The 23,623-nt window shown below is 59.3% G+C and carries 15 protein-coding genes and 3 pseudogenes; 12 read left to right on the forward strand and 6 right to left on the reverse strand.

Annotated elements, in window-relative coordinates; genetic code table 11:
• Nucleotides 1–39 precede the first annotated feature (39 nt).
• Both S101446_RS17175 and S101446_RS17180 read left to right on the forward strand, forming a co-directional pair.
• A pseudogene (locus S101446_RS17175) lies at nt 40–2,043 on the forward strand (conjugal transfer protein TraG).
• Entirely contained in the window at nt 2,040–2,477 is a 438-nt protein-coding gene (locus S101446_RS17180; protein ID WP_087609043.1) for a CopG family transcriptional regulator, read from the forward strand. The pseudogene S101446_RS17175 and the gene S101446_RS17180 overlap by 4 nt, the downstream one beginning before the upstream one ends.
• A 253-nt stretch (nt 2,478–2,730) precedes the next feature.
• Here the strand turns inward: S101446_RS17180 and S101446_RS17185 are convergent.
• The 4 genes from S101446_RS17185 to S101446_RS17205 form a co-directional block, all read right to left on the reverse strand.
• Nucleotides 2,731–3,917, reverse strand: a protein-coding gene (locus tag S101446_RS17185; protein ID WP_118963845.1) for an IS3 family transposase whose coding sequence is annotated in 2 segments (ribosomal slippage) — nt 2,731–3,659 and nt 3,659–3,917 — 1,188 coding nt in all. Because the reading frame shifts where the segments join, the coding sequence is not laid out codon by codon here.
• 355 nt (nt 3,918–4,272) lie between these two features.
• On the reverse strand, nt 4,273–6,507 hold the full coding sequence (locus tag S101446_RS17195; RefSeq protein WP_087609044.1) for a xanthine dehydrogenase family protein molybdopterin-binding subunit: 2,235 nt from the start codon (nt 6,505–6,507) through the stop codon (nt 4,273–4,275).
• Nucleotides 6,508–6,520: 13 nt separating this feature from the next.
• On the reverse strand, nt 6,521–7,528 hold the full coding sequence (locus tag S101446_RS17200; RefSeq protein WP_087609045.1) for an FAD binding domain-containing protein: 1,008 nt from the start codon (nt 7,526–7,528) through the stop codon (nt 6,521–6,523).
• Nucleotides 7,525–8,031 carry a (2Fe-2S)-binding protein gene (locus S101446_RS17205; RefSeq protein ID WP_087609046.1) on the reverse strand — a complete coding sequence of 169 codons (507 nt, stop codon included), beginning with the start codon at nt 8,029–8,031 and terminating at the stop codon, nt 7,525–7,527. Before S101446_RS17205 ends, S101446_RS17200 begins: the two co-directional genes overlap by 4 nt.
• 598 nt (nt 8,032–8,629) lie before the next feature.
• Here S101446_RS17205 and S101446_RS17210 point away from each other — a divergent pair.
• From S101446_RS17210 to istB, 9 genes and pseudogenes are all read left to right on the forward strand, one after another.
• On the forward strand, nt 8,630–8,908 hold the full coding sequence (locus S101446_RS17210) for a hypothetical protein (protein WP_019091889.1): 279 nt from the start codon (nt 8,630–8,632) through the stop codon (nt 8,906–8,908).
• 128 nt (nt 8,909–9,036) lie between these two features.
• On the forward strand, nt 9,037–9,543 hold the full coding sequence (locus tag S101446_RS17215) for a YciE/YciF ferroxidase family protein (protein WP_019091888.1): 507 nt from the start codon (nt 9,037–9,039) through the stop codon (nt 9,541–9,543).
• Between the two features lie 334 nt (nt 9,544–9,877).
• Nucleotides 9,878–11,665, forward strand: a complete 1,788-nt coding sequence (locus S101446_RS17220) for a thiamine pyrophosphate-requiring protein (RefSeq protein WP_087609047.1) — start codon at nt 9,878–9,880, stop codon at nt 11,663–11,665.
• Nucleotides 11,662–12,765 carry an enolase C-terminal domain-like protein gene (locus S101446_RS17225; protein WP_087609048.1) on the forward strand — a complete coding sequence of 368 codons (1,104 nt, stop codon included), beginning with the start codon at nt 11,662–11,664 and terminating at the stop codon, nt 12,763–12,765. The genes S101446_RS17220 and S101446_RS17225 overlap by 4 nt, the downstream gene beginning before the upstream one ends.
• A gap of 15 nt (nt 12,766–12,780) precedes the next feature.
• Nucleotides 12,781–13,755: a hypothetical protein gene (locus S101446_RS17230; RefSeq protein WP_087609049.1), complete on the forward strand. Its 975-nt coding sequence runs from the start codon at nt 12,781–12,783 to the stop codon at nt 13,753–13,755.
• Nucleotides 13,748–14,395, forward strand: a complete 648-nt coding sequence (locus S101446_RS17235) for a gluconate 2-dehydrogenase subunit 3 family protein (protein WP_087609050.1) — start codon at nt 13,748–13,750, stop codon at nt 14,393–14,395. The genes S101446_RS17230 and S101446_RS17235 overlap by 8 nt, the downstream gene beginning before the upstream one ends.
• Nucleotides 14,385–16,034: a GMC family oxidoreductase gene (locus tag S101446_RS17240; RefSeq protein ID WP_087609051.1), complete on the forward strand. Its 1,650-nt coding sequence runs from the start codon at nt 14,385–14,387 to the stop codon at nt 16,032–16,034. The genes S101446_RS17235 and S101446_RS17240 overlap by 11 nt, the downstream gene beginning before the upstream one ends.
• 132 nt (nt 16,035–16,166) lie before the next feature.
• Nucleotides 16,167–17,691, forward strand: a pseudogene (istA, locus tag S101446_RS17245) (IS21 family transposase).
• Nucleotides 17,681–18,460 (forward strand): IS21-like element helper ATPase IstB, encoded by a 780-nt coding sequence (istB, locus tag S101446_RS17250; protein WP_087609052.1) that lies wholly within the window; start codon nt 17,681–17,683, stop codon nt 18,458–18,460. Before istA ends, istB begins: the two are co-directional and overlap by 11 nt.
• A 79-nt stretch (nt 18,461–18,539) precedes the next feature.
• Here istB and S101446_RS17255 read toward each other — a convergent pair.
• Nucleotides 18,540–18,638: pseudogene (locus tag S101446_RS17255) on the reverse strand (antitoxin); the annotation flags it as partial.
• Between the two features lie 870 nt (nt 18,639–19,508).
• A complete protein-coding gene (locus S101446_RS17260; protein WP_034929707.1) occupies nt 19,509–20,786 on the reverse strand; it encodes a hypothetical protein in 1,278 nt (425 codons plus the stop codon).
• 230 nt (nt 20,787–21,016) lie between these two features.
• Here S101446_RS17260 and S101446_RS17265 point away from each other — a divergent pair, with 230 nt between their 5' ends.
• Nucleotides 21,017–23,599 (forward strand): heavy metal translocating P-type ATPase, encoded by a 2,583-nt coding sequence (locus S101446_RS17265; RefSeq protein WP_087609053.1) that lies wholly within the window; start codon nt 21,017–21,019, stop codon nt 23,597–23,599.
• The last annotated feature ends 24 nt before the right edge of the window (nt 23,600–23,623 follow it).

A 23,623-nucleotide genomic window follows, 5' to 3' on the forward strand; every position in this document is an offset into this window, starting at 1 on the left:
GTTTCCTTTCTTCCATAGGTTTCTATGGAGGAAAGCACTATGTCCGGATCACGGATTTTATGGGGGCAGGTGAGCGTCGTCCTGCTCATGATCATCCTGTCATGGTGGATGGCGACGCAATGGGTGGCGTGGAAACTGGGCTTTCAGCCCCAGCTTGGTCAGCCCTGATTCACGCTTGCGCATCATTGGCCTGTCTACTGGCCCCCCATGGTTTTCTGGTGGTGGTATGTCTACGACGCCTATGCCCCGGATATTTTTAATCAGGGCGGGTGGATCGCCGGTAGTGGCGGCGTACTGGCTGTTGTGGCAGCGGTCGCGCTTTCCATTCGTCGGGCTCGTGAGGTAAGACGGGCCGCAACCTATGGAAGCGCACGCTGGGCCAGCCGTGAGGAATTGCAGCAATCCGGATTGCTCGATCCCGATGGGGTCATTCTCGGGCAGTATGGACGGGATTATCTCCGTCATAATGGTCCTGAACATGTCCTGTGTTTCGCGCCGACCCGTTCCGGTAAGGGGGTGGGGCTTGTCATTCCGACCCTGCTGACATGGCCGGGATCAGCCATCGTCCATGATATCAAGGGAGAAAACTGGCAGATCACCGCAGGTTTTCGGGCGCGTTTCAGCAGCGTGCTCCTGTTCGATCCGACCAATCCTGCCTCTGATCCCTACAACCCCCTGCTTGAAATCCGGCAGGGGGAGTGGGAGGTACGCGACGCCCAGAATGTCGCGGACGTGCTTGTCGATCCCGAAGGATCGCTTGAACGCCGGAACCATTGGGAGAAAACATCACACTCTCTGCTGGTGGGCGCCATCCTCCATGTTCTGTATGCGGAGAAAGACAAGACGCTCTACGGTGTTGCCAATCTTCTGTCTGATCCGAAACGCTCAATTGAAGCCACGCTTGCTGCGATGATGCAGACGAAGCATCTGGGCAAGGATGGCCCGCATCCGGTGGTTGCATCCGCCGCCCGTGAACTGCTGAACAAATCTCCCAACGAACGGTCTGGTGTGCTCTCCACCGCCATGTCGTTTCTTGGCCTGTATCGTGATCCGGTCGTCGCGAAAGTCACTTCGCGTTGTGCCTGGCGGATTGCGGATATTGTCAAAGGGCGTCGTCCGACCACGCTTTATCTCAGCGTGCCACCCTCGGATATCAGTCGCACCAAACCGTTGATCCGTCTGATGCTGAACCAGATCGGACGCAGACTGACAGAGGATCTGAACGCGCATAAGCATAACCATCGCCTGCTGATGATGCTGGACGAATTCCCGGCGCTCGGGCGGCTTGATTTCTTTGAAAGCGCTCTCGCGTTCATGGGTGGTTACGGCATCAAAGCTTTTCTGATCGCCCAGAGCGTGAATCAGATAGAGAAAGCCTACGGTCAGAACAATTCGATCCTCGATAACTGTCACGTCCGGGTCAGTTTTGCCACCAACGATGAACGGACTGCCAAGCGGGTCTCAGATGCATTGGGCACTGCCACGGAAATCAGGTCACAGAAAAACTATGCCGGGCATCGCCTGTCACCCTGGCTGGGGCATCTGATGGTTTCGCGGCAGGAAAGTGCCCGCCCGCTTCTGACGCCAGGTGAAATCATGCAACTTCCACCAACCGACGAGATTGTCATGGCGGCGGGGACGCCACCCGTTCGTGCGAAGAAAGCTCGATATTATAGTGATGCCCGTTTCCGGGAGCGCGCACTGCCACCGCCCCAACCAGGAACGATATCAGCACCGACCGCGATACAACCGGATGACTGGACCAGACGTCCCTTGCCCGAGACGGTGGTGCATGGTGCCGCCCCCCCACTGTCAACGCAGGAAGAAGAAACGCCTCTGGGGGCCGGTCACAAGCGCACACCGGACGCCGATCCGAGTGATATTCCACCGCGTACGGAGAGGGATGACACGCGGGAGCAGACGAAATCACCCGAAGCTGGCAATCGCACGACACGGTGGGATCGGGACTTTATGGATCTTCAGAAGGTAGCGCGGCTGGCCGCCATTGACCGTGATGATGGGATGGAGATCGGTGGACCATGAAACGCTCCCGCAAGAAGCAGCAGATGACGGTCTATCTCGATCCCGATCTGTTCAAAGCTGTCAGTGATACGGCCACCCGTCGCCGTCAGTCCGGCTCCCTCGTGGTCGAGACGGCTCTGTCTGTCTTTTTCTCTCCTGAAGAGGGGACCGGACAGGCCGCACTGACCCGACGGCTGGACCGTGTCGATAAACGCCTGTCCCGACTGGAGCGCGATACTGGGATCACCGTTGAGACACTGGCCCAGTTTATCCGTTTCTGGATGATCATGACGCCAGCTTTGCCGGAAACCTCGGCTGCTGCCGCCAGGGCGCAGGCCGCCGAGCGTTACGACGGCTTCATCGAAGCCCTTGAAAGACGTTTGGCAACCGGCCGACGTCTATATGAGGACGTTCTTCCTCCTGACGCACAAGTCAGTGCTAAAGATACGTTCTAATGTTGGACACCGCGGCAGCCGAAGGCTGAACAGGCCAAATGCCCGTCTCGTTGAAGCAGATTTTCATTGTAGATCACGATCCAAGCAACAGCAAAACTGAAAGTCAGTACCCCACTACTGATCCAACTTACATACCGCTAGATTTATCAGAGCATGACCGGAAACTAATTTAGTGATTTTAATACGTTATGATTGAGGTGGTCCCGTCCGTTCGGACAGTTTTGCGGGCTTGATAAGCTATACCCGGTTGTTGTTATGCCGCCCTTCTGACGGCGTTGCTGTTGGCCATCTGGTCCGGGGTTAACCCCGGACCAGATGGCGTCGGCACGTCATGATACGCCTCATCGGGCGTTCGTCCAGCCAGCGCCGTATGCGGACGCCTTTCGTTATAATGGGCGATCCATCTGCCAAGCCCGGCCCTCAGCTCTGATCCGGTCTCGAACGCGTACAGGTAGACGCATTCGTATTTCAGCGACCGCCACAGACGCTCGATGAACACGTTGTCCAGCCAGCGACCGCGCCCATCCATGCTGATGCGGATCTGACGCTCTTCCAGTATCCCGCTGAAACGGGGTGTCGTAAATTGCGACCCCTGGTCAGTATTGAAAATGTCCGGGGCGCCATAGCGCATGAGGGCATCCTGTAGCGCCTCGATACAGAACTCCACGTCCATCGTGTTCGACAGACGCCAGGACAGGACCTTGCGCGTGAACCAGTCCATGATCGCCACGAGATAGAGAAATCCCCGTTTCATGGGAATATATGTGATATCGGAACACCAGACCTGGTCAGGCCGATTGATGACCAGATCCCGTAGCAGATATGGATATTTCCGATGCTCCGGATGGGGCACGGTCGTGCGCGGCTTCTGGTAGATCGCCCGCAGGCCCATGATCGCCATGAGCCGCCGGACCCGCTTGCGGCCCACTTCATGTCCCTGGCGGCGCAGATGCCATGTCATCTGCCGTGAGCCATAATACGGCGTTTCCAGGAACTGGGCGTCGATCAGCCGCATCAGCTCCAGATTGGCTTCGCTCTGTGGCACAGGCCGATAGTAGACGCCCGACCGGTTGAGTTGCAGCAGCGTGCATTGCCGGATTATCGGCAGGCATGCTCTCTTCGGGTCAATCATCTGCCGCCTCTGATCACGCCCAACCGAGCAGAGGCATCGCGTAAAAAATCCCGTTCCACGAGAAGTTCGCCTATCTTCGCGTGCAGTTTCTCCACGTCAGCTGGGCTGACCGGGGGCTCAGCCACCGTCTTCCCGGAAAAGGTCGCCGCCATCCCCTCGATCGCCTGCCGTTTCCACTGGGCGATCATCGTCTGATGTACCCCATGTTTCGAAGCCAGTTCCGCCAGCGTCAGTTCCCCACGGATCGCCTCCAGCGCAACCCGTGACTTGAACTCTGCCGCATACCTCTTCCGCGTAACCTTGCCCATAAAACCCGTCCTCGTTCAGGCCAGATGATAGCTTATCGCCCTGTCCGAAAAATGGGGACCACCTCTGATCAAGTTCAGCACGCGTCATCTGGTGCCAGTGCTCATAATATTCCCGCCACGCCCCCGGCGCTTCATCAGCACGCAGCGGGGGAATGAAGCGCGTAAAAATGGTCCTGTCCCTATACCGCCGTGCAATGGAGACCACATTTGGCAAGACGCGGGCCATCCAGGGCGCATGCCACGGTGTTTTTTCACGAAACATGTTCTGCATATCTACACAGACGTGAAGCCAGCGGCCACCGTGCAGAAAGCGTTCCAGACTCATCCCAACGTCTCCTTCATCCGCCTTGCAGGTTCAGGCACCCGGCATGATGGGCAGATTGCGGTACCGCCTGCCGGTCGCATGGAAAATGGCGTTGGCAATGGCGGCCGCCGTCCCGCACATGCCGATTTCCCCAATACCCTTGACGCCAAGGGGACTGACTTCATCATCGTGTTCATTCACGAACAGCACGTCCATGTCCGGAATATCGGCATGGGCGGGGATGTGATATTCGGCAAAATTGTGGTTCATGAAACGGTCGACGCGCTCATCCATCAGGGATTCTTCATGCAGCGCCATGCCGGTCGCCATCACCATGGCACCACGTATCTGGCTTGCGGCTGTTTTCGGGTTCATGATCCGCCCGGCGGCAACGGCATTGAGCAGACGGGTCACGCGTACGGTGTCCAGTTCCGGGTCCACGCGCACCTCGCAGAACACCGCGCTGTGCGTGAAACGCGCCTTGCGCATCTGGCTGATTTTTCCCCGCAGTCCCGGTTTCGCGGTTTCTTCAGCTTCAAGCGCGTCGTAGCCTGCAAGGGACAGGGCATCAGGCAGGGAGAGACTGACCGGCCCGTTTTCAGTCATGTCATGTAGAATGCCGCCTTCCAGCGTCACGGTGTCCTGCTTTACCCATGGCGGGGCATTTTCACTTCTGGCGAGCATGTCGATCAGTTTCCTGCGCAGGCTGAGACATGCAAGCCATACAGCCGCCCCGGCGGAGGCCGCCGTCCATGATCCGCCCTCTGTCGGGCATTCCGGCAGGGTGGAATCCCCCAGTTCGACATCAATCCGGTCAAGCGGCATGCCGAACGCCTCGGCCGCAGTCTGCGCCAGGATGGTATAGGTCCCGGTGCCAATATCGGAAGCCGCCGTGGCAATATGCAGGCGTCCATCCTGACCCAGTCGGGCGCGGGCAGAAGTAGGGGAGAACATGGCATCCCATATGCCCGTTGCCATGCCCCAGCCGATCAGTTCCCTGCCATCACGCATGCTGCCGGGCATCATGGAACGGTCATGCCAGCCAAAATGCTGCGCGCCCTGGGCCATTGCGTCCCGCAGCGCCTTGCTGGTCAGGGGCATGTCATGCATGGCGTCAATATCGGAATAATTGTGCAGACGGAATGCCAGCGGGTCCATGCTGCAGGCATAGGCCATCTCATCAATAGCCATTTCCAGCAGGTTGACGCCGGTTGCAGCCCCCGGTGCGCGCATGTCGCTGGACGTATAGGTGTCACGCGGTGCGACCTTGTAATCAGCCGTGGCGTTCGGGCATTTGTAATTGATCAGCCCCCAGATCACGATATTTTCTATATTATGCTCGAAGCGCGACGTATCGGTCACGCCTTTGACAATCATGGACTGCAGGGTGCCGTCCCGGCTGGCGCCAAGGGCAATATCCATGACGGCTTCGGGGCGGAAGGCGTGAGTGAACATCTGCGATCGCGTCAGGGTCACGCGCACTGCTCGTTTCAGCATTTCTGCCGCCAGCGTGGCAAGGAAGACGTTGTACACCGCCCGCAGGCCCGAACCGAATGCGCCGCCTACATAAGGATTACGCACACGCACCTGATCTTTTGACAGGGAAAGGGCGCTTGCCAGATAGGCCTGTACCGCCTGCGGACCCTGTGTCTTGTCCCAGACCGTGAACGTGCCGTCATCTTCCACGATGGCGGTCGTGGCGTGCATTTCCATCGGGTTGTGGTGTTCGGGGGCCAGATGATAGCGACCCTCGATTTTTACCGCACTCAGCGCATAGGCTGCGGCAGCGTCGCCGCGGGGTTTGGGCGGCACGTAATTGCTACGTGTTTTGGATGGCATGTATTTCTGATGCAGCGCGACTTCGAAATCCGCATTGTGCGGCCATCGTTCATAATCGACCCGGACCACCATGGCCGCTTCACGTGCGGCCTCGAATGTTTCGGCAAGGACGACGGCAACGGGCTGCCCGTTGAAGTGGATTTCACCGTCATGCAGCGGCCTGTAGGGCACACCAGGTACGCCCAGGCCGTCCATGTACGATTTTTCGAACAATGCGGCATGGGGACGGTTGAGGTGGGTCATGACTTCGATCACGCCGGGAACCTGTCGCGCCTCGGCGTCGTGAATGGTTTCAATCCGTCCGCGTGCGATGGGGCTGTTGACAACGACGCCATACAGCATGCCCGGCGGGTGGGCCTCGGCAGCATATTTCGCCTGACCGGTGACTTTCGCAACACCATCGATCCGCGAAACAGGCTGCCCGATATGCGTGGATATGACGTTCATGGCTACGTATCCTTCAGCGAATGGCCTTGTCGGTCTGGGATTGCGGCGTGCCGATTGCGGCCTGCCACAACGCACGTTCGATCACGCGCGGTGCGAGCCGGATCTTGGCGGTGTTGTCACGGTCCGCCACGGCCCCGTGCAGCAATCGCTCGGCAACATCGCGGAAAAGCGAATGCGACGGTAACTGGTCCTCAAGCAGCGCCTCGGCGTGGGGCACGCACCACGGCTTCGTACCCATGCCACCCAGCGCGATGCTGCCGCGTTCGATCCGACCGTCCTTCATGCACAGGCCCACGGCCACCGAGACGATGGCAAACGCAAAGGACAGCCGGTCACGCACCTTGAGATAGGTATGGTGCGGACCGAACGGTGCGGGCGGCAGGTCGATGGCGGTCACGATTTCACCCGGTTGCAGGATATTGTCGCGCCATGGCGTATCACCGGGCAGGCAGTGGTAGTCACGCACGCCAACCGTGCGTTCGCCATCCGGGCCGTGCAGGTTGATCGTGGCGTTGAGGGCAGCGAGGGCAATGCACATGTCGGACGGGAAGGTGGCGATACAGGCATCACTGGTGCCCAGAACGGCCATGATGCGGTTGCGACCGCCCCGTGCGGCGCATCCCGTGCCGGGCGAACGCTTGTTGCACGCCATGGTGGGATCATAAAAGTAGTGGCAGCGTGTCCTCTGGTTCAGGTTGCCGCCATTGGTGGCCATATTGCGGATCTGTGGACTGGCACCGGCAAGGATGGCCGAGGCGAGCAGGGGGTACCGTTCAACCACAAGGGGATGGGCCGCCGTATCGGCATTGGTTACAAGTGCGCCAAGATGGAGCCCGCCATCGGGCCGGTCCGCGATATGGTGCATCGGCAGGGATTTGATATCGATGACATGGGCCGGGCGTTCAACATCCGACTTCATGAGGTCGATCAGGTTCGTTCCGCCTGCAAGGAAGCGCGTGTGTCCGGCATTGCGGCAGGCTTCCTCGAAGGAGGTGGGGCGGGAATACGAAAAACTTCTCATGCAGCCTCTCCCGCCTGGTTACGGTGCTGCTGGCTCACGACCCGTTCGATGGCGTCGATGATCCCGTTATAAGCGCCGCAGCGGCATAGATTGCCGCTCATGAACTCGCGGATTTCCGCGCGGGAATGGACATGGCTTTCCTCCAGCAGCGCGATGGCCGACATGATCTGCCCCGGCGTGCAGTAACCGCACTGGAAGGCATCCGCATCAATGAAGGCCTGCTGCATCGGGTGTAACCGACCATCCTGAGCGATCCCCTCGATGGTTGTGACCGTGGCATCCGGGATCGAGACAGCAAGGATGAGGCAGCTTTTGACCCGTTTTCCATCCACCAGCACGGTGCAGGCACCACATTGGCCATGATCGCACCCCTTTTTCGTGCCGGTCAGGTCAAGCCGCTCACGTAGCAGATCAAGTAACGTGACGGATGGCGGCAGGCCAGCAGAGTAGTCCTGGCCATTGATCTGGAGGTGACACGGGACGGCGACAGACTCACGGGTCATGGGAAATCGCTCCGGGGGTATCTGGTTTTGTCTGGGTCGTTACAGGGTTTAAGGCATCACGGGGCTGCCGGTTGCGCCTTAATGCATGAAAAGGGATGGCTAAAATTTTCCCTGGCGCGGCGTCTGGCTGGCGGCCATCACCATGGCCGATGTTTCTTTATTCTCGATGTCGGGAGAATGAGCCCATATCAATATACATCAGGTAAATACCGGAACTGTTGTACAAAAGTTTTTCGGTCATGATATTGCAAACGCACCTGGAGCGGCCTATCCGGCAAGCGTGGGTATAGGCTTGTGTCACACAGGTAAAGACCGGTGCTACCCGTTAAAGGTAATCCCACGGCTTGCGCATGAAGGCGTTCTTTATATCAGCCTGTATTGGAATGCTCACGGCTTTCATATTCAGTTACATAATAATATTTAATTTAAATATTTATAAATAATAATATAAACATATTATATATAGTCGACTCCGTTTGTTTTAGTTCAAAAAGTAAACTTTTTGCTGAATCTTTGAAACCGCATTCGGGCCAGATGGTTTGTCATGTGACGGTCAGAATAAGTGACCGTTCCCTATCAGCAAAAAAGGAATGGAAAAATGGCAAATCAGGGCAGCAGCCATGAACAGCACGTCAAGGCCGGCGAACAGAGCCACAAGAACACCGGCACGTCGCAAGGTGAGAAAAACGAGGGTACCCACAGCACCGGCACCCGGGGCGGCACACATGAACAGCATGTCAAGGCTGGCGAACAGAGCCACAAGAACACCGGCACATCGCACGGTGAGAAGAGCGAGGGTGAACACGGCACCGGCACCCGGGGCGGCACGCATGAACAGCATGTAAAAGCTGGCCAGCAGAGCCACAAGAACACCTGACATCGTGTTGAATACCGGGGACGTCAGCAATCTGCTGCCGTCACCCGGAATCTGAATGCTCCGGTCAACGCATCGACTACTGTGCGCCGATCAGGCGAGCGGCATCTTTTCGAGAATGGAGAAAATCAATGGGCCTGTTTTCAAAACCGATAAAGACCCTCGATGACCTGTTCGTGCATACCCTTCAGGACATCTATTATGCCGAAAACCAGATCGTCAAGAATCTGCCCACGATGGCGGAAGAAGCCACTGAACCGGAACTGAAGACTGCGTTCCAGCATCACCTGACGGAAACGCAGGAACATGTCCGCAGGCTCGAGCAGGTGTTCCAGATGCATGGCCAGCCCGTCAAGGGCGTGACCTGTCAGGCAATGGATGGAATCCTCGCCGAGGCAAAGGACATAATCAGCGACTGCGATGACCCCGAGGTCCGTGATGCCGCCATGCTCTCCGCAGCCCAGGCGGTCGAGCATTATGAAATAACCCGTTACGGAAGCCTCATCGCCTATGCCCGGCAGCTTGGCCGTGCCGACTGCGCGACTGTTCTGGAACACACACTTGAAGAAGAAAAATCCGCCGACCAGAAACTGACGCGCATCGCCGGGATGAGCGTAAACCGGCATGCCGCTGCGTGAGGTCGGATATATATATGAGATGGCATATCCTTCCTGTCGGTAAGAAGGGGAGGGCGGGAACCTGTCTCCGGTTGCCTCATGCCATTCATATCTGATGTCAGACACTCTGTTCACATAATAATTCCTGCGCATGACAGGTACCGATTGTTCATATTCAGCATGAACAACCGATTCTTTTGACTGTTTCTTTAAAACTATTCTGTCTGCAGACGATCATACGGGGGTGTCGTACGCATCCTGCGTGCGACTGGTTACGTCATACCCAACGGAAAAAAGAGGCAACCCCTTCGAATTTTCGGCGTTAGCCAGATGAATCCGACAGGAGACCCCCGAAATGAATGTCAGCGAATTCTTATGGAAGCGCCTTCAGGAATGGGGCCTCAGACGTGCCTACGGTTATCCGGGCGATGGGGCAGGCGGAATAGACGTGGCCCTGCAACGTGAAGTGGATGCAGGCCACGTTGAATACGTTCAGGTGCGACATGAGGAAATGGCGGCGTTCATGGCAACGGCCCATGCCAAGTTTACCGGGCAGGTGGGGCTATGTTTTGCAACGTCCGGCCCCGGTGCCATTCACCTGCTGAACGGGCTGTATGATGCCAAGCTGGACCATGTCGGTGTGGTGGCGATCATGGGCCAGCAGGCCCGCACGGCGATTGGCACGAATTACCAGCAGGAAGTGGACCTGCAGTCGCTGTGCAAGGACGTGGCGTGCGAATACATTGTCACCGTGACCGAACCATCGCAGATGCGCCATGCGCTGGACCGGGCCGTGCGGATCGCACGCGACAAGCGCGCGCCCACGGTCGTGATCGTGCCCAACGATCTGCAGGAACTGCCCTATGCTGACCCGCCAATGGCTCATGGTTCGACCCATACCGGCATTGGCACGACAGTCGGCAGCAAGGTGCCCGAGGAGGCAGGCCTGCGCGCCGCGGCCGAAATACTCAATGCAGGCAAAAAGGTTGCGATCCTTGCTGGCGCAGGTGCGCTGGAGGCAACGGACCAGTTGCTCCAGATCGCGGAAATCCTTGGGGCAGGGATTGCCAAGGCGCTGCTGGGCAAGGCCGCCGTGCCGGATGAACTGCCCTTCGTCACCGGTTCGATCGGACTGCTGGGCACGAAGCCGTCATGGGATCTGATGAAGGAATGCGACACGTTCCTTATGGTGGGGTCATCGTTCCCTTACAGCGAATTCCTGCCAAAACCCGGTCACGCACGCGGGGTGCAGATCGACATCAATGGTGCCAATCTGTCCCTGCGTTACCCGATGGAGGTCAACCTGCAGGGCGATAGCGCTGCGACATTACGCGCCCTGATCCCGTTGCTTCATCACAATAGTGACCGCTCATGGCGCGCCCATATTGAAAAAGAAGTGACCCAGTGGTGGAAAGTGCTGGAAGCCCGTGCCATGACCAGCGCCCGGCCGCTCAACCCGCAGCGCGTGTTCTGGGAACTTTCGCCACGTCTGCCCGAAAACGCCATCATCACCGCTGATTCCGGCTCCGTTGCCAACTGGTATGCGCGCGACCTGAAAATACGGCGAGGCATGAAAGCATCGCTGTCGGGTGGCCTTGCATCGCTGGGTGCAGGGACGCCTTACGCCATGGCAGGCAAGATGGCCTATCCCGAACGCACGGTCATTGCCTGCATGGGCGACGGGGCCATGCAGATGAATGGCCTGAACGTCATGATCACGATTTCCAAATACTGGAAGCAATGGTCCAATCCCCGGCTGATCGTCCTGGTGCTGAATAATCAGGATCTCAATCAGGTGACATGGGAAGAACGCATCCAGCTTGGCAAGGGCAAGACGGAATCAACCCAGTCCATCCCTGATTTTCCCTATCATCGGTATGCCGAACTGCTGGGGCTGAAGGGTATTTATGTTGACGACCCCGCACGCGTCGCCACCGCATGGGAAGAAGCCCTGAGCGCCGATCGCCCGGTCATTCTGGAGGCCCGCACCGACCCCAATGTGCCGCCATTGCCTCCACACATCACCCTGCAGCAGGCCAAGGCCTTCCTGACCTCACTACCCACGGAACCGGAGCGGGCCAGTGTCATACTGGGTTCGGCAAAGGAAATGCTGGCGTCCTTCCTGCCCGCAGGAAAATCGTGAGGCGCCCGGATTTACAGATCGACGGCATCACGGCGCAGGCCTTTACACTCCCTACCGACAGCCCGGAAGCCGACGGCACGATGGCATGGTCGGCCACGACAGTCATTGTTGTGCACGTTACGGCGGGGGGCTGTACCGGCCTTGGCTATACCTATTCCGATGCCGCGGTAGCGCGCCTGATAGAAGGCGCGCTGAAGCACCGGATTGTGGGGAGCGACCCGTTTGCCCCGACAAAACTGTGGGACGCCCTTCAGGCAGCCGTGCGCAATATGGGGCGTGCAGGCATGGCGGCCAATGCAATCTCGGCTGTCGATACGGCGGTATGGGACCTGAAGGCAAAATTACTGGACCTGCCGCTGGCGACCCTGCTGGGGGCATGGCGTGATCATATCGAAATTTACGGCAGTGGCGGGTTCACCACCTATTCGGACCAGCAGCTTGCACAGCAGCTCCACCGGTGGGTGCGCGACGCTGGATGCCGTGCCGTCAAGATCAAGGTTGGTACCGACCCGGCCCGTGACCTGCACCGGCTTGAAATTGCACGGCGTGCAATCGGTGATGCCGCGCTGTTCATGGATGCCAATGGGGCCATGGATGTCAAGGCGGCTATCGCATCCGGCCGCAGGGCCATGGAAGCCTGGGGGGTATGTTGGTTCGAGGAGCCAGTCTCATCCGATGACATTGAAGGTCTCACCGCCATACGCGCCCATCTGCCTGCCCCGATGGAACTGGCGGCAGGTGAATACATCTACAATGTCGATATGGCCCGGCAGCTATTGGCGTGCCATGCTGTGGATGTGCTCCAGGCAGACATCACACGCTGCGGGGGCGTGAGCGGGCTGCTGCGCGTAGCTGATCTGGCCGATGCCTTTCACATCCCGTTTTCGGCCCATTGCGCGCCAGCACTGCACCTTCATGCCTTATGTGCCGTGCGTAACCTGCGGCATCTGGAATGGTTTCACGATCATGTGCGTATTGAACAGCGTCTGTTCGATGGCGCGCCGGTCCCGCACGATGGGCGGATTGCCTCGGATCTGACGCAGCCCGGCTGTGGCCTGACATTCAGGCACGCTGATGCCGCGCCATTCGCGGTCCACTAACAGAGGAGCGGGAAGATGGCCAATACCACCAGCCCGAGTGGCGCGGCACGTACCGCATTGACACTGCTTGGATCGCTGACCGGTGCGGCATTGATCGGGGCATTGCATTCACATGCCCGTCCGCCTCCTGCCACGCGCTCACCAGCAAAAGCACCGGTGCCTGATCCTGCTGCCGCCAATCGTGCGGCGCGGCGCCTTAACCACGCGGCGGGTACCCTTGCGGCCTCTGTCCTGTTTGACAGCGCGGTGGAGCATTATCGTGGGCAATTTCAGAACAGGGCGATGTTCACGCCGCTGGTGACCGCCGCCATGGCGCTGGGTGTCAGTGCGCATGGCACGATGGATACGCGCCAGACACCGCACGTGGTGCGCGATACGGTCTATGCGCTGACCGGCATTGTCGGTCTTGTTGGTACCGGTTTCCACCTGTTCAACGTGCGCAGGAAGGCGGGCGGCTTTTCGTGGCAGAACCTGTTTTATGGCGCCCCCCTCGGCGCGCCCATGGCCATCGGGCTTTCCGGTCTGCTTGGTTACCTGTCGGAACGGGTGCGTGAAACCCCGCCCGGACAGGCGCCCATGATATGGGGCCTGCCCGCCGGGCGTGTCGTGGGTGTGGTATCGGGCCTTGGCATAACCGGAACCGTGGGCGAGGCGGCCCTGCTGCATTTTCGCGGCGGTTTTCATGATCCGTTCATGTATCTGCCGGTTACCATGCCACCTGTCGCCGCCCTGGTTCTGGGGCGGAGCGCGCTTGGCCCGGCGGGCATCACGCGGCGCGTCACGCGCTGGTGGCTGCGTGCCACGGCCATTCTTGGTCTGTCCGGTACCGCCTTCCATGCCATTGGCGTGGGACGTGACATGGGCGGCTGGCGCAACTGGCAGCAGAATATCCTTAATGGACCGCCCATTCCGGCCCCCCCGGCGTTTACCGGCCTGGCGCTTGCTGGGCTTGCGGCACTTGGCCTGCTGGAGGACCATCCCTATGACTGAACGCGACCGCTATCCCGGTTATGACGTGCTGGGCAAAAGACATTCGCCATCGTGGAACGAGGCAACCCGCAGGGTCATGGATGCCCGCCTTGGCGTGCCGCGTGAACCACGTTTCCTTTCACGGATCGAGTGGGACACGCTGGTTGCAATCTGTGATCGCATCATTCCCCAGCCGAAAAACCGCCCGCCCGTGCCGCTGGCCGCCTATATCGACCAGAGGTTGCAGGCTGATGCCCGCAACGGGTTCCGCAACGCGGCCCTGCCACCGCAGCGCGAGGCATGGCGGCAGGGACTGGCGGCGTTCGAGGCCGAGGCCCGGCAGCTTCACGGCACGGCTTTCCATCACCTGACCATCGCACAACGGGATGACCTGCTACAGCGCGCGGAGGGTGGCTGGATCAATGCGCCGGCATGGGGAGACCTGGATGCGGCGCTGTTCTTTTCCGAACACATAATGGGCGACATCATCGCAGCCTATTACGCCCATCCCACAAGCTGGAACGAAATCGGTTTCGGCGGTCCCGCCAGTCCGCGCGGCTACGTACGTATGCGCAATAACCGCCGTGACCCGTGGGAACCGGTAGAAGCCGGACCGGGGGAGGAAGCGCGCGCAGGCAGGGAGAACAGGCGTGTACGATAATCCCCTGACCACACCAAGGGCCACCCATGGCCGTGCACCGGATGTCTTTCATTCCGGCGGCTGGGTACCGATGCGCGAATACCCGCAGCGTGAAACCGTGGACTTCGTGGTGATCGGTACGGGGGCAGGCGGGGGACCATTGCTCGCACGCCTTGCGGAGCGTGGATATTCGGTCATCGGCTTCGATGCCGGACCCTATTTCCGGCCACTGGAGGATTTTGCATCCGATGAGACCAGCCAGAGTCAGCTGTTCTGGATGGATGAACGGCTGGTGGATGGTGCCAATCCGCTAAAAATGGGGGCCAACAACAGCGGGCGGGCGGTTGGCGGATCAACAGTGCATTATGCCATGGTCTCGCTCCGCTTCCGGCCGGAATGGTTCAGGTCGCGTACCCTGCTGGGTTACGGCGCGGACTGGCCGCTCGACTGGCGTGAGATGTGGCATTACTACGCCCGGGCAGAGCGCGATCTGGCCATTGCCGGGCCGGTTTCCTACCCATGGGGACCAAAACGCCCACGCTATCCCTACCGGGCACATGAGATCAATGGGGCGGCGGAAGTGCTGGCACAGGGGGCGGAGGCCATGGGCTATCAATGGTCGGAAACACCGCTGGCAACAGTTTCGGCCCCCCGGGGGGATTCACCTTCATGCGTGTACCGTGGCTTCTGCCGGGTTGGTTGTGCGACCAATGCCAAGCAGAGCCAGCTTGTCACCTACATCCCGCGCGCCCTTGCTGCGGGGGCGGAGATCCGCGATCTGGCAATGGTCGGGCGCATTGCGGTCGATGCGGCGGGCCGGGCCTGTGGCGTGCATTATCATCGCAATGGCGCATGGCATTTTCAGGCGGCCCGGAATGTCATCGTGGCAGGTTATGCGATCGAGACGCCACGCCTGCTGCTCAACTCCGCCACCGATCGGTTCCGCAACGGGCTGGCCAACAGTTCCGGCCTGGTGGGGCGCTACCTGATGACGCAGTCCAATCAGGCGGTCTACGGCGTGATGGATGTCATGGTGCGGTGGAACAAGGGACCGCCCTCCCTGACCATTACCGAGCACTGGAACTATAACGACAGGAAGGATTTCCACGGCGGCTACTGCTGGATGGCACAGGGGCCGCTGCCGGTTGAATGGTCAGCTGCCATGTCCGCTTCCCGCAGGCTGTGGGGGGCGGCATTGCGTGAAAAGATGGGGGATTACAATCATCAGGTCGGGCTGAAGATGGTGGGGGAAATGCTGCCGCATCCAGATAACCGGGTCACGCTGGCCGATGAGACCGACCGGTACGGCCTGCCCATCGCGCGGGTGACCTATTCCTGGCACGATAATGACAAGGCCATGATCCAGCACGCGCTGGGGGAAATGCAACGCAGCCTGGAACTGGTGGGGGTAAGGGACCTGTGGCGGCAGGAGAATGACACCAACCATCTGGCCGGCACCGCGCGGATGGGGTTCGATCGGGAAACCAGCGTGGTCGACGCGGATTGCCGAAGCTGGGACATTCCCAATCTGTGGATCTGTGACGGATCGGTGTTTCCAACAACGGGTGGTGTCAATCCGTCACTGACAATTACGGCTCTTGCACTGCGGACCGCTGATCGCATCTGTGTTCAGGCTCGGACAGGGGAAATGCGTAAGTGAAGGGTAGTAATAGTCGTGGGTGTTGATTTTCACTGAGAACTGACCCGGGTAGGGCGGAAATTTTCATCGAGATTTGACCCATGCCTTCACACTCCCCGGCAGCATCTGCTGGGGGTTTGAGGAGTGATTGACATGGAGCTTCTGAGTGTGATCCGTCGGTGGCACTGCCGGGATCATCTTCCGATCCGCGAGATCGAACGCCGGACGGGACTGTCACGCAATACGATCCGGAAATATCTCCGGGCACAGAGTATTGAACCACGGTTTCAGGTTCCCGAACGTCCCAGCCGACTGGACCCGTTTGCTGACAGGCTGAGGGGATGGCTGGTCCTGGAAGCCGCTCGCCCCCGCAAGAACCGGCGCACGGCGCGACGACTGCATGAAGACCTTGTGGCGCTGGGTTATGATGGGTCCTACGGACGGGTGGCCGCTTTCATCCGGCAGTGGAAACACGAACAGCGCCAGGCACGCCAGACAACGGGTCGGGGTGTTTTCGTGCCCCTATGCTTCCAGCCCGGGGAAGCCTTCCAGTTCGACTGGGGCGAGGACTGGGCGGTGATTGCCGGGCATCGCGTCAAGCTGCAGGTTGCCCACACCAAACTGTCCTTCAGCCGGGCCTTCATACTCAGGGCCTATCCCCTGCAGACCCACGAGATGCTTTTCGATGCGCTTACCGAGGCCTTCCGCGTGCTCGGTGGCGTGCCGCGGCGGGGTATTTTTGACAACATGAAGACCGCCGTGGACCGGATTGGGTCGGGCAAGGCACGTCAGGTCAATCTGCGCTTCATGGCCCTGGCCAGCCATTATCTGTTCGAGGCGACCTTCTGCAATCCGGCAGCCGGATGGGAGAAAGGGCAGATCGAGAAGACCGTGCAGGATGCCCGGCGCCAGATCTGGCAGGATCTGCCTGCCTTTCCTGATCTGGGGGCGCTGAACGCCTGGCTGGAAGCCCGCTGCCTGGACTGTTGGGAACGGCTGCAGCATGCTGAATTGCCGCACAGCGTCTCCGAAGTCCATGCAAGCCGAGCGTCCTCACCTCATGGTGCCGGGGCGTCCCTTTGACGGGTTTGTCGAACAGACCAAGCGCGTCTCACCAACCTGCCTGATCCAGTTCGAAGGCAATCGCTACAGCGTGCCGGCTTCCTTTGCCAATCGTCCGGTCAGCCTGCGGGTTTATCCCGACAGGCTGCGCGTTATCGCCGAAGGGCAGGTTCTGTGCGTGCATGACCGGATCATCACGCGTTCGCATGGCGTGCCAGGCCGCACGGTGTATGACTGGCGGCATTATCTGGCGGTCATCCAGCGCAAACCGGGCGCCCTGCGCAATGGCGCGCCGTTTGCCAAATTGCCAGCCGCCTTCCGGACCCTGCAGGATCAACTGCTCAGGCGACCTGGAGGCGACCGGGAAATGGCTGAAATCCTGGCCCTTGTGCTGCAGCATGATGAGCAGGCTGTCCTCTGCGCGGTTGAACTGGCACTTGAAGACGGCGTGGCGACCAAGACCCATGTTCTCAATACGCTTCATCGCCTGATCGATGCCAGGAGAACCGTGGTTCCCCGGCTTGATGCCCCACAGGCCCTGGTGCTCGAACACGAACCGTGCGCCGATACAGGGCGGTATGACATTCTGCGAAGGGACAGCCACCATGCGTCATGATCCTGCTGCTGCTTCACTTGTCGTCATGCTCCGTGGATTGCGGATGTATGGCATGGCCCAGGCCACGGCTGACCTCATAGAGCAGGGCGCGCCCGCCTTCGAGGCGGCCATCCCCATCCTCTCGCAGCTCCTGAAGGCGGAACTGGCCGAACGCGAAGTCCGCTCCATCGCCTACCAGACAAAGACCGCCCGGTTCCCCGCCTACAAGGACCTGTCCGGGTTCTCCTTTGCCGATACGCAGGTCAACGAGCCCATGATCCGCCAGCTCCATGGCGGGGACTTCATCGAGCGTGCTGAAAATGTCGTGCTGATCGGCGGCCCGGGAACCGGGAAAACCCACCTGGCGACCGCGCTGGCCATCCAGGCGATCACCCATCACCGCAAGAAGGCGCGCTTCTGGTCAACGGTCGACCTGGTCAATGCGCTCGAACAGGAAAAGATCGCCAACCGGGCCGGGCAGATTGCCGACAGGCTGCTCCGCCTGGATCTCGTGATCCTTGATGAACTCGGTTATCTCCCCTTCAGTGCATCAGGGGGCGCCCTGCTGTTCCATCTGCTCAGCCGCCTCTACGAGCGCACCAGTGTCATCATCACAACCAATCTCAGCTTCAGTGAATGGGGTGATGTCTTTGGTGACCCGAAGATGACGACGGCGCTCCTCGATCGGCTGACCCATCACTGTCATATCCTCGAGACAGGAAATGACAGCTACAGGTTCCGCGCCAGCACCGCCGCGTCAAAAAACAAAAAGGACAGATCCTCTTCTTGACCGCCCGCCTCACTATGCCTGAAATAGCATCTGGCTGGGTCAATTCCTGATGAAAAACCCGGGTCAGTTCTCAGTGAAAATCAACAGCATACTGTTTGATCGTCTTGCCCTGTAGCGCCGCCAGTGCTTTCAGGCTCTGGTGCTGCTGATCCGTCATATCAATGGTCAGTCGGCTCATGATATATCCCTCCCATGAAGCACAAACCCACATTAGCACATATGTGGGCGAGATGCGAGGAAAAGGCGACAGCCGCCTTCATTCGAGACATTAAGAATACTGAGATGTAAACGGAAAAGTGGATTTTTGCCGTCTCGATTTCAGTTAGCGCTTACTCTACATGAAATTGTTCGGCGTTTCCTTTGCGAGCATCAATTCCAGAGAACGAAGAACTCTTTCCTCCTCGTCATCTGAAACTGAAATAAGCATCATTAGATGATGCTCCTGTCGCAATGACGGGAGCAGAACGATGGCGGGACGACAGGCAGGTCAGGTGGTGCTGAGTCCGCAGGCGCGGACGTTTCCTGAAGGGCAGGCCCAGCGACACCAGGACCGGACGGCGGCGCGACAGGTGCGCAGTGTGTTCTCAGCCTTGCTGCGGTGCATATAAGCATCGGCTGCCTGACGGGCGATGATGAGACGGCCATCATGTTCGGGTACGGGTTGTGCCGAGACGACCGAAAACCATTGCGCGACGGCAGCGGCCGATTGGCCAATATCGTCTACAACATGCGCCGCTTTCTGTTTCTGGAGCGGATCAGCGCCGCCGCGTAGAAAACCAGCCTATAATGCTCCCCGTTCTGCCCCAGGCGCAGAGCGAAAGTCATCACCCAGAACCATCAATACTTGCTCGTTAAGCCCAAAATCAGGACATAATACCTTCAATCAACGATTCTTCGATCTCCCCACCTGGTAGTATAACAGGACCGCTCCGGGTTCCGATAAGCGGACATCGTATGGCAAAAGACGTTCGGGACAGAGAGGGAAGCTGCCCCGATTTCTCTGCCCGCTCTGAAACAGATATTGTACCGCTCATTGCTGTCATCAACATCACGCTGGGGTAAGAAGATGGGATATTGCCTGAATAGGCTTCATCCCATGACCAAAACGCTCGATTGCCTCACGATCCTTCTCAAGCGCCCCATAAGGCAGATACCGGACTTTCAGGTCGGCGATCCTGCTGAAGGCCGGCCGCTTCAACTGTTCCCGCACATCGGCTTCCCGCTTGTCCGGCGCAACAAGGAACAGGCCCTCCAGGGCCTGCGCCTCTGACCCGAGAGCAAGATCCAGCATCCGCACGATACCGGAATAGATGGTCGTTGAATGTTCGACCTCGAATGCTGCAACAATCCTGCGGCTTTCCTGGTCCAGCCACAGGACATCGATCAGGCGCACGGATTCCGCTCCCTGCGTTTCTGTCGTGAACCCTGGCAACACCGACAGGCAGCCATCTCCCAATTTACCGTCCTGCCATGGACGACTGCGATCATTGGCCGCAATCCAGACATCATACCCCAGGGAAAGCCCCAGATCACGAAGCCAGCCCTGAATCTCGGTATGGGTATGATCCGTTTCCCGCTCCGCGGCGAGGATCCGGGCTTCTTTCGCGCTCTGCTCCCTTACCTGATGGAGATCGGCTTCCCAAAGCTTTCGCGCGGTTTCGTCATCCTCGAGAGGTGGCGCTGTATAGCGTCCGCTACCGAGGTCAAACAGCAGTCCTCCGATGGCGCCCAGATCATTGGAAAGCAGTGAACGATAGGTCGCATTCAGCTTCAGGATTCCCTGCCGCATGGCGAGATACTCTTCCCATCGCCCCAGTTTCACCTTCGATCCGGTCAGAGCGTTATAGCCCTTCACGATCGCCGTGTTGAACGGCGGCATGATTGTCGGATGCAGAAAATACAGCAGATTGGCGACGGCTGGTCCCAGTCCCTTTATCTTGCGAGCATCAATCGCATGAATGGCCGAAACCACGTGCTCTTCAGTATTGCAGCACAGACAGGTATCGAGAAGCTGACCGAACGCTTTCTGGTTGACGGGATTCTCGTAGATATCTGGAATTCGTAGCTTCGGCTTCCAAAGGAACGCATGATCTGCCCCCTTGAAAATCTGACGCTGCTCCGCAATCGAATGAACAACTGTTTCCAGTGAGGAGCCACGATAGGCGACCCCGAACGTACCAGCGGCAATCTCGGTGACAACCTGCTGCAGCCCCCTGCGGATGGAGCGAAAGTTCTTGATACGCTCGTCCCATAAAAACCAGCTCTGATAGGTTGCTGCCGGATCGTCCCGCCAGCGAAGAATGAGGTCTCGAATAAGGTCGGTCATCAGTCCAGAAGCTAAGATTACGTTCATTCCAGACACTGATTGTAACAGCGACGTAGGTCAATGCCTGCTGACGATCATGTAATCGCTGAATGTATGCTCTTTTGGGGGATCACCGGTATGCGGGCAACTGTCTCGACAAAGTGGTCGTTTCATTGTCTGTGCTGTGACATGGTTTCAATGCCTGTTCCATCGCAGTCTGAAATTCAGCCGCTTCCATCGGGGCAACACGCATGACGGATACCAGACAGGATGATCGGCAGATGATGGTGCCCAGGACCGTACATGATCCGGTCTGTGGCATGAGTGTGAATACTGTGACAGCAAAATTTCACACGCTGCATGATGGACACGATTATTATTTTTGTAGTGAACACTGCCAGCGGAAATTCGGGGCAGACCCCGCAGCTTTCGTGGCGGACGAGGCGTCCATTACCCATGACCAGTCCCTGGCAGGCCAGACGGCGTGGACCTGTCCGATGCACCCGGAAATCAGGGAAACGCATCCGGGAAAATGCCCTAAGTGCGGCATGGCGCTGGAACCTGCAGAGAAAACTGGTAATGCTCCGGCGATGCCAGCAATGGAACATGGTCAGAAATCGGGCAGCAATACCGGCCATGACCATCATACGTCCACGAACGAAATGCCCTCTCTTGCCGGAAACCACACAATCTGGACCTGTCCCATGCATCCGCAGATCCGGCAGGATCACTCCGGAGACTGCCCGCTCTGTGGCATGGCGCTGGAGCCGGAGGATCCGACCGGGCACAATGAGGAAAATCCCGAACTCAGGGATTTTACGCGCCGCCTGATCGTGGCCGGGGTGCTTGCCATTCCGCTCATGCTCATCGCCATGGGAGGCGATGTCGGTCTGCATCTTGTGCCGCCTGTGCTGTCGCCATGGGTGCAACTCGCGCTCACGCTGCCTGCCGTCTGCTGGGCCGGGTTACCGTTCTTTCAGCGCGGTCTCGCCTCACTACGCACCGGCCATTTCAACATGTTCACCCTGATCATGTTCGGCGTGGGTGCGGCCTTTGGCTACAGCCTCGTGGCAACGATCTTTCCCGACGCCTTCCCCGCGACCTTCCGGATGCCTGACGGCAGCCTTCCGGTCTATTATGAGGCCGCGGGCGTGGTGGTGGCACTCGTGCTGGTTGGGCAGGTCCTGGAACTGCGCGCTCGCGCCGCAACCGGCAACGCGATCCGCGCGCTATTGGATCTCACGCCGAAACAGGCGCATCGCATTGGCGCTGACGGGCAGGAAAACGATGTTGCGGTCGAAGATATCGCGACAGGCGACCGTCTCCGCGTTCGGCCCGGTGAATCTGTCCCTGTTGATGGCATGGTGCTGAACGGCGCGTCCAGTGTGGATGAAGCGATGATCACCGGCGAGCCTGCGCCCGTGGTGAAGAAACCGGGCGATGCGGTGACGGGTGGCACCATTAACGGCACTGGCAGCCTGGAAATCGAGGCACGGGCGGTCGGCAGCGACACCATGCTTGCCCGCATCGTGGCAATGGTTGCCACAGCACAGCATAGTCGTGCGCCGATCCAGAGCATCGCCGACCGCGTGTCGGACTGGTTCGTCCCGCTGGTGTTGGGTATATCCCTCGTGACTTTCGTCGTGTGGTATTTTGTCGGTCCCGCGCCGCGCTTCGGCCATGCCCTGCTCAATGCCATATCCGTTTTGATCATCGCCTGTCCCTGCGCGTTGGGACTGGCCACGCCGATGTCCATCATGGTTGGCACCGGGCGCGGCGCGCGTGAGGGCGTTCTGGTGCGCAATGCCGAGGCCCTGCAGGCACTGGACAAGGTGGACACCCTGGTGGTGGACAAGACCGGCACGCTCACGGAAGGACATCCCCGGTTGATCGCCCTCGACGTTGCGCCAGCGTGGCAGGAGGACGATGTGCTGCGCCTGGCGGCCTCAATCGAAGCGCAGTCCCAGCATCCGCTGGCCCAGGCAGTGGTCCGGGCACTGAAGGAGCGCCATGGCACGCTGGGGCAGATCAGCGATTTCGGCTCACAGCCCGGCCTCGGCGTCAGCGGCACAGCAGATGGCCGTCAGGTGGTGATTGGCAATGCCGAAAGGCTCAAGCAGGCCGGGGCAGATCCCGCTCCGCTGGAGGCAGATGCAACGCGATATCGTCAGTCCGGCGCGGGGGTCATGTTTGTTGCGATAGACGGGAAAGCAGCGGGGACGATTGCCGTGGCCGATCCGCTGCGGGAAGACACGAAAGCTGCGTTAGCGGCGCTGCATGATGACGGGATGCGCATCGTCATGCTGACTGGCGATAACGAGACGACTGCAAGAGCTGTGGCACAGGCTGCCGGGAACATTGCAGAGGTACACGCCGGGCTGAAGCCCCAGGACAAGGCCGATATCATCAGACAGTTGGAGAGTGTCGGCCGCCATGTGGCGATGACGGGAGACGGCGTGAACGACGCGCCGGCCCTCGCGGCGGCTTCCGTAGGTATCGCCATGGGAACAGGAACTGACGTCGCCATCGAGAGCGCAGGCATCACACTGGCCCATGGCAGCCTGGGTGCGCTGGTCCGCGCCCGAAAACTGGCGCACGCGATCATGCGCAATATCCGGCAGAACCTTGCCTTCTCGTTTCTGTTCAACGGGATCGGCATTCCGGTTGCGGCAGGCGTCCTCTACCCGGTATTCGGACTGTTGCTATCGCCGATGATCGCAGGTGCCGCCATGGCGCTGTCTTCCGTCACCGTCGTTACCAATGCGCTCAGGCTAGGGCGGATCAGTGATGGCGGGCATTCCGCTCGGGATGCCAGAACCGGTAACCTTTTGTGAATATCCGTCCTTCTGGCAGATCCC

This window comes from Komagataeibacter europaeus (assembly GCF_002173515.1).
Classification (GTDB): Bacteria; Pseudomonadota; Alphaproteobacteria; order Acetobacterales; family Acetobacteraceae; genus Komagataeibacter; species Komagataeibacter europaeus.

What these genes read in the sequence shown, in the direction of transcription:
- S101446_RS17260 (WP_034929707.1), bottom strand. Translation starts at nt 20,786, where the DNA reads ATGACCGACCTTATTCGAGACCTCATTCTTCGCTGGCGGGACGATCCG.
- S101446_RS17230 (WP_087609049.1), top strand. Translation starts at nt 12,781, where the DNA reads ATGGCCAATACCACCAGCCCGAGTGGCGCGGCACGTACCGCATTGACA.
- S101446_RS17180 (WP_087609043.1), top strand. Translation starts at nt 2,040, where the DNA reads ATGAAACGCTCCCGCAAGAAGCAGCAGATGACGGTCTATCTCGATCCC.
- S101446_RS17200 (WP_087609045.1), bottom strand. Translation starts at nt 7,528, where the DNA reads ATGAGAAGTTTTTCGTATTCCCGCCCCACCTCCTTCGAGGAAGCCTGC.
- S101446_RS17210 (WP_019091889.1), top strand. Translation starts at nt 8,630, where the DNA reads ATGGCAAATCAGGGCAGCAGCCATGAACAGCACGTCAAGGCCGGCGAA.
- S101446_RS17195 (WP_087609044.1), bottom strand. Translation starts at nt 6,507, where the DNA reads ATGAACGTCATATCCACGCATATCGGGCAGCCTGTTTCGCGGATCGAT.
- S101446_RS17215 (WP_019091888.1), top strand. Translation starts at nt 9,037, where the DNA reads ATGGGCCTGTTTTCAAAACCGATAAAGACCCTCGATGACCTGTTCGTG.
- S101446_RS17235 (WP_087609050.1), top strand. Translation starts at nt 13,748, where the DNA reads ATGACTGAACGCGACCGCTATCCCGGTTATGACGTGCTGGGCAAAAGA.
- istB (WP_087609052.1), top strand. Translation starts at nt 17,681, where the DNA reads ATGCGTCATGATCCTGCTGCTGCTTCACTTGTCGTCATGCTCCGTGGA.
- S101446_RS17265 (WP_087609053.1), top strand. Translation starts at nt 21,017, where the DNA reads ATGACGGATACCAGACAGGATGATCGGCAGATGATGGTGCCCAGGACC.
- S101446_RS17220 (WP_087609047.1), top strand. Translation starts at nt 9,878, where the DNA reads ATGAATGTCAGCGAATTCTTATGGAAGCGCCTTCAGGAATGGGGCCTC.
- S101446_RS17205 (WP_087609046.1), bottom strand. Translation starts at nt 8,031, where the DNA reads ATGACCCGTGAGTCTGTCGCCGTCCCGTGTCACCTCCAGATCAATGGC.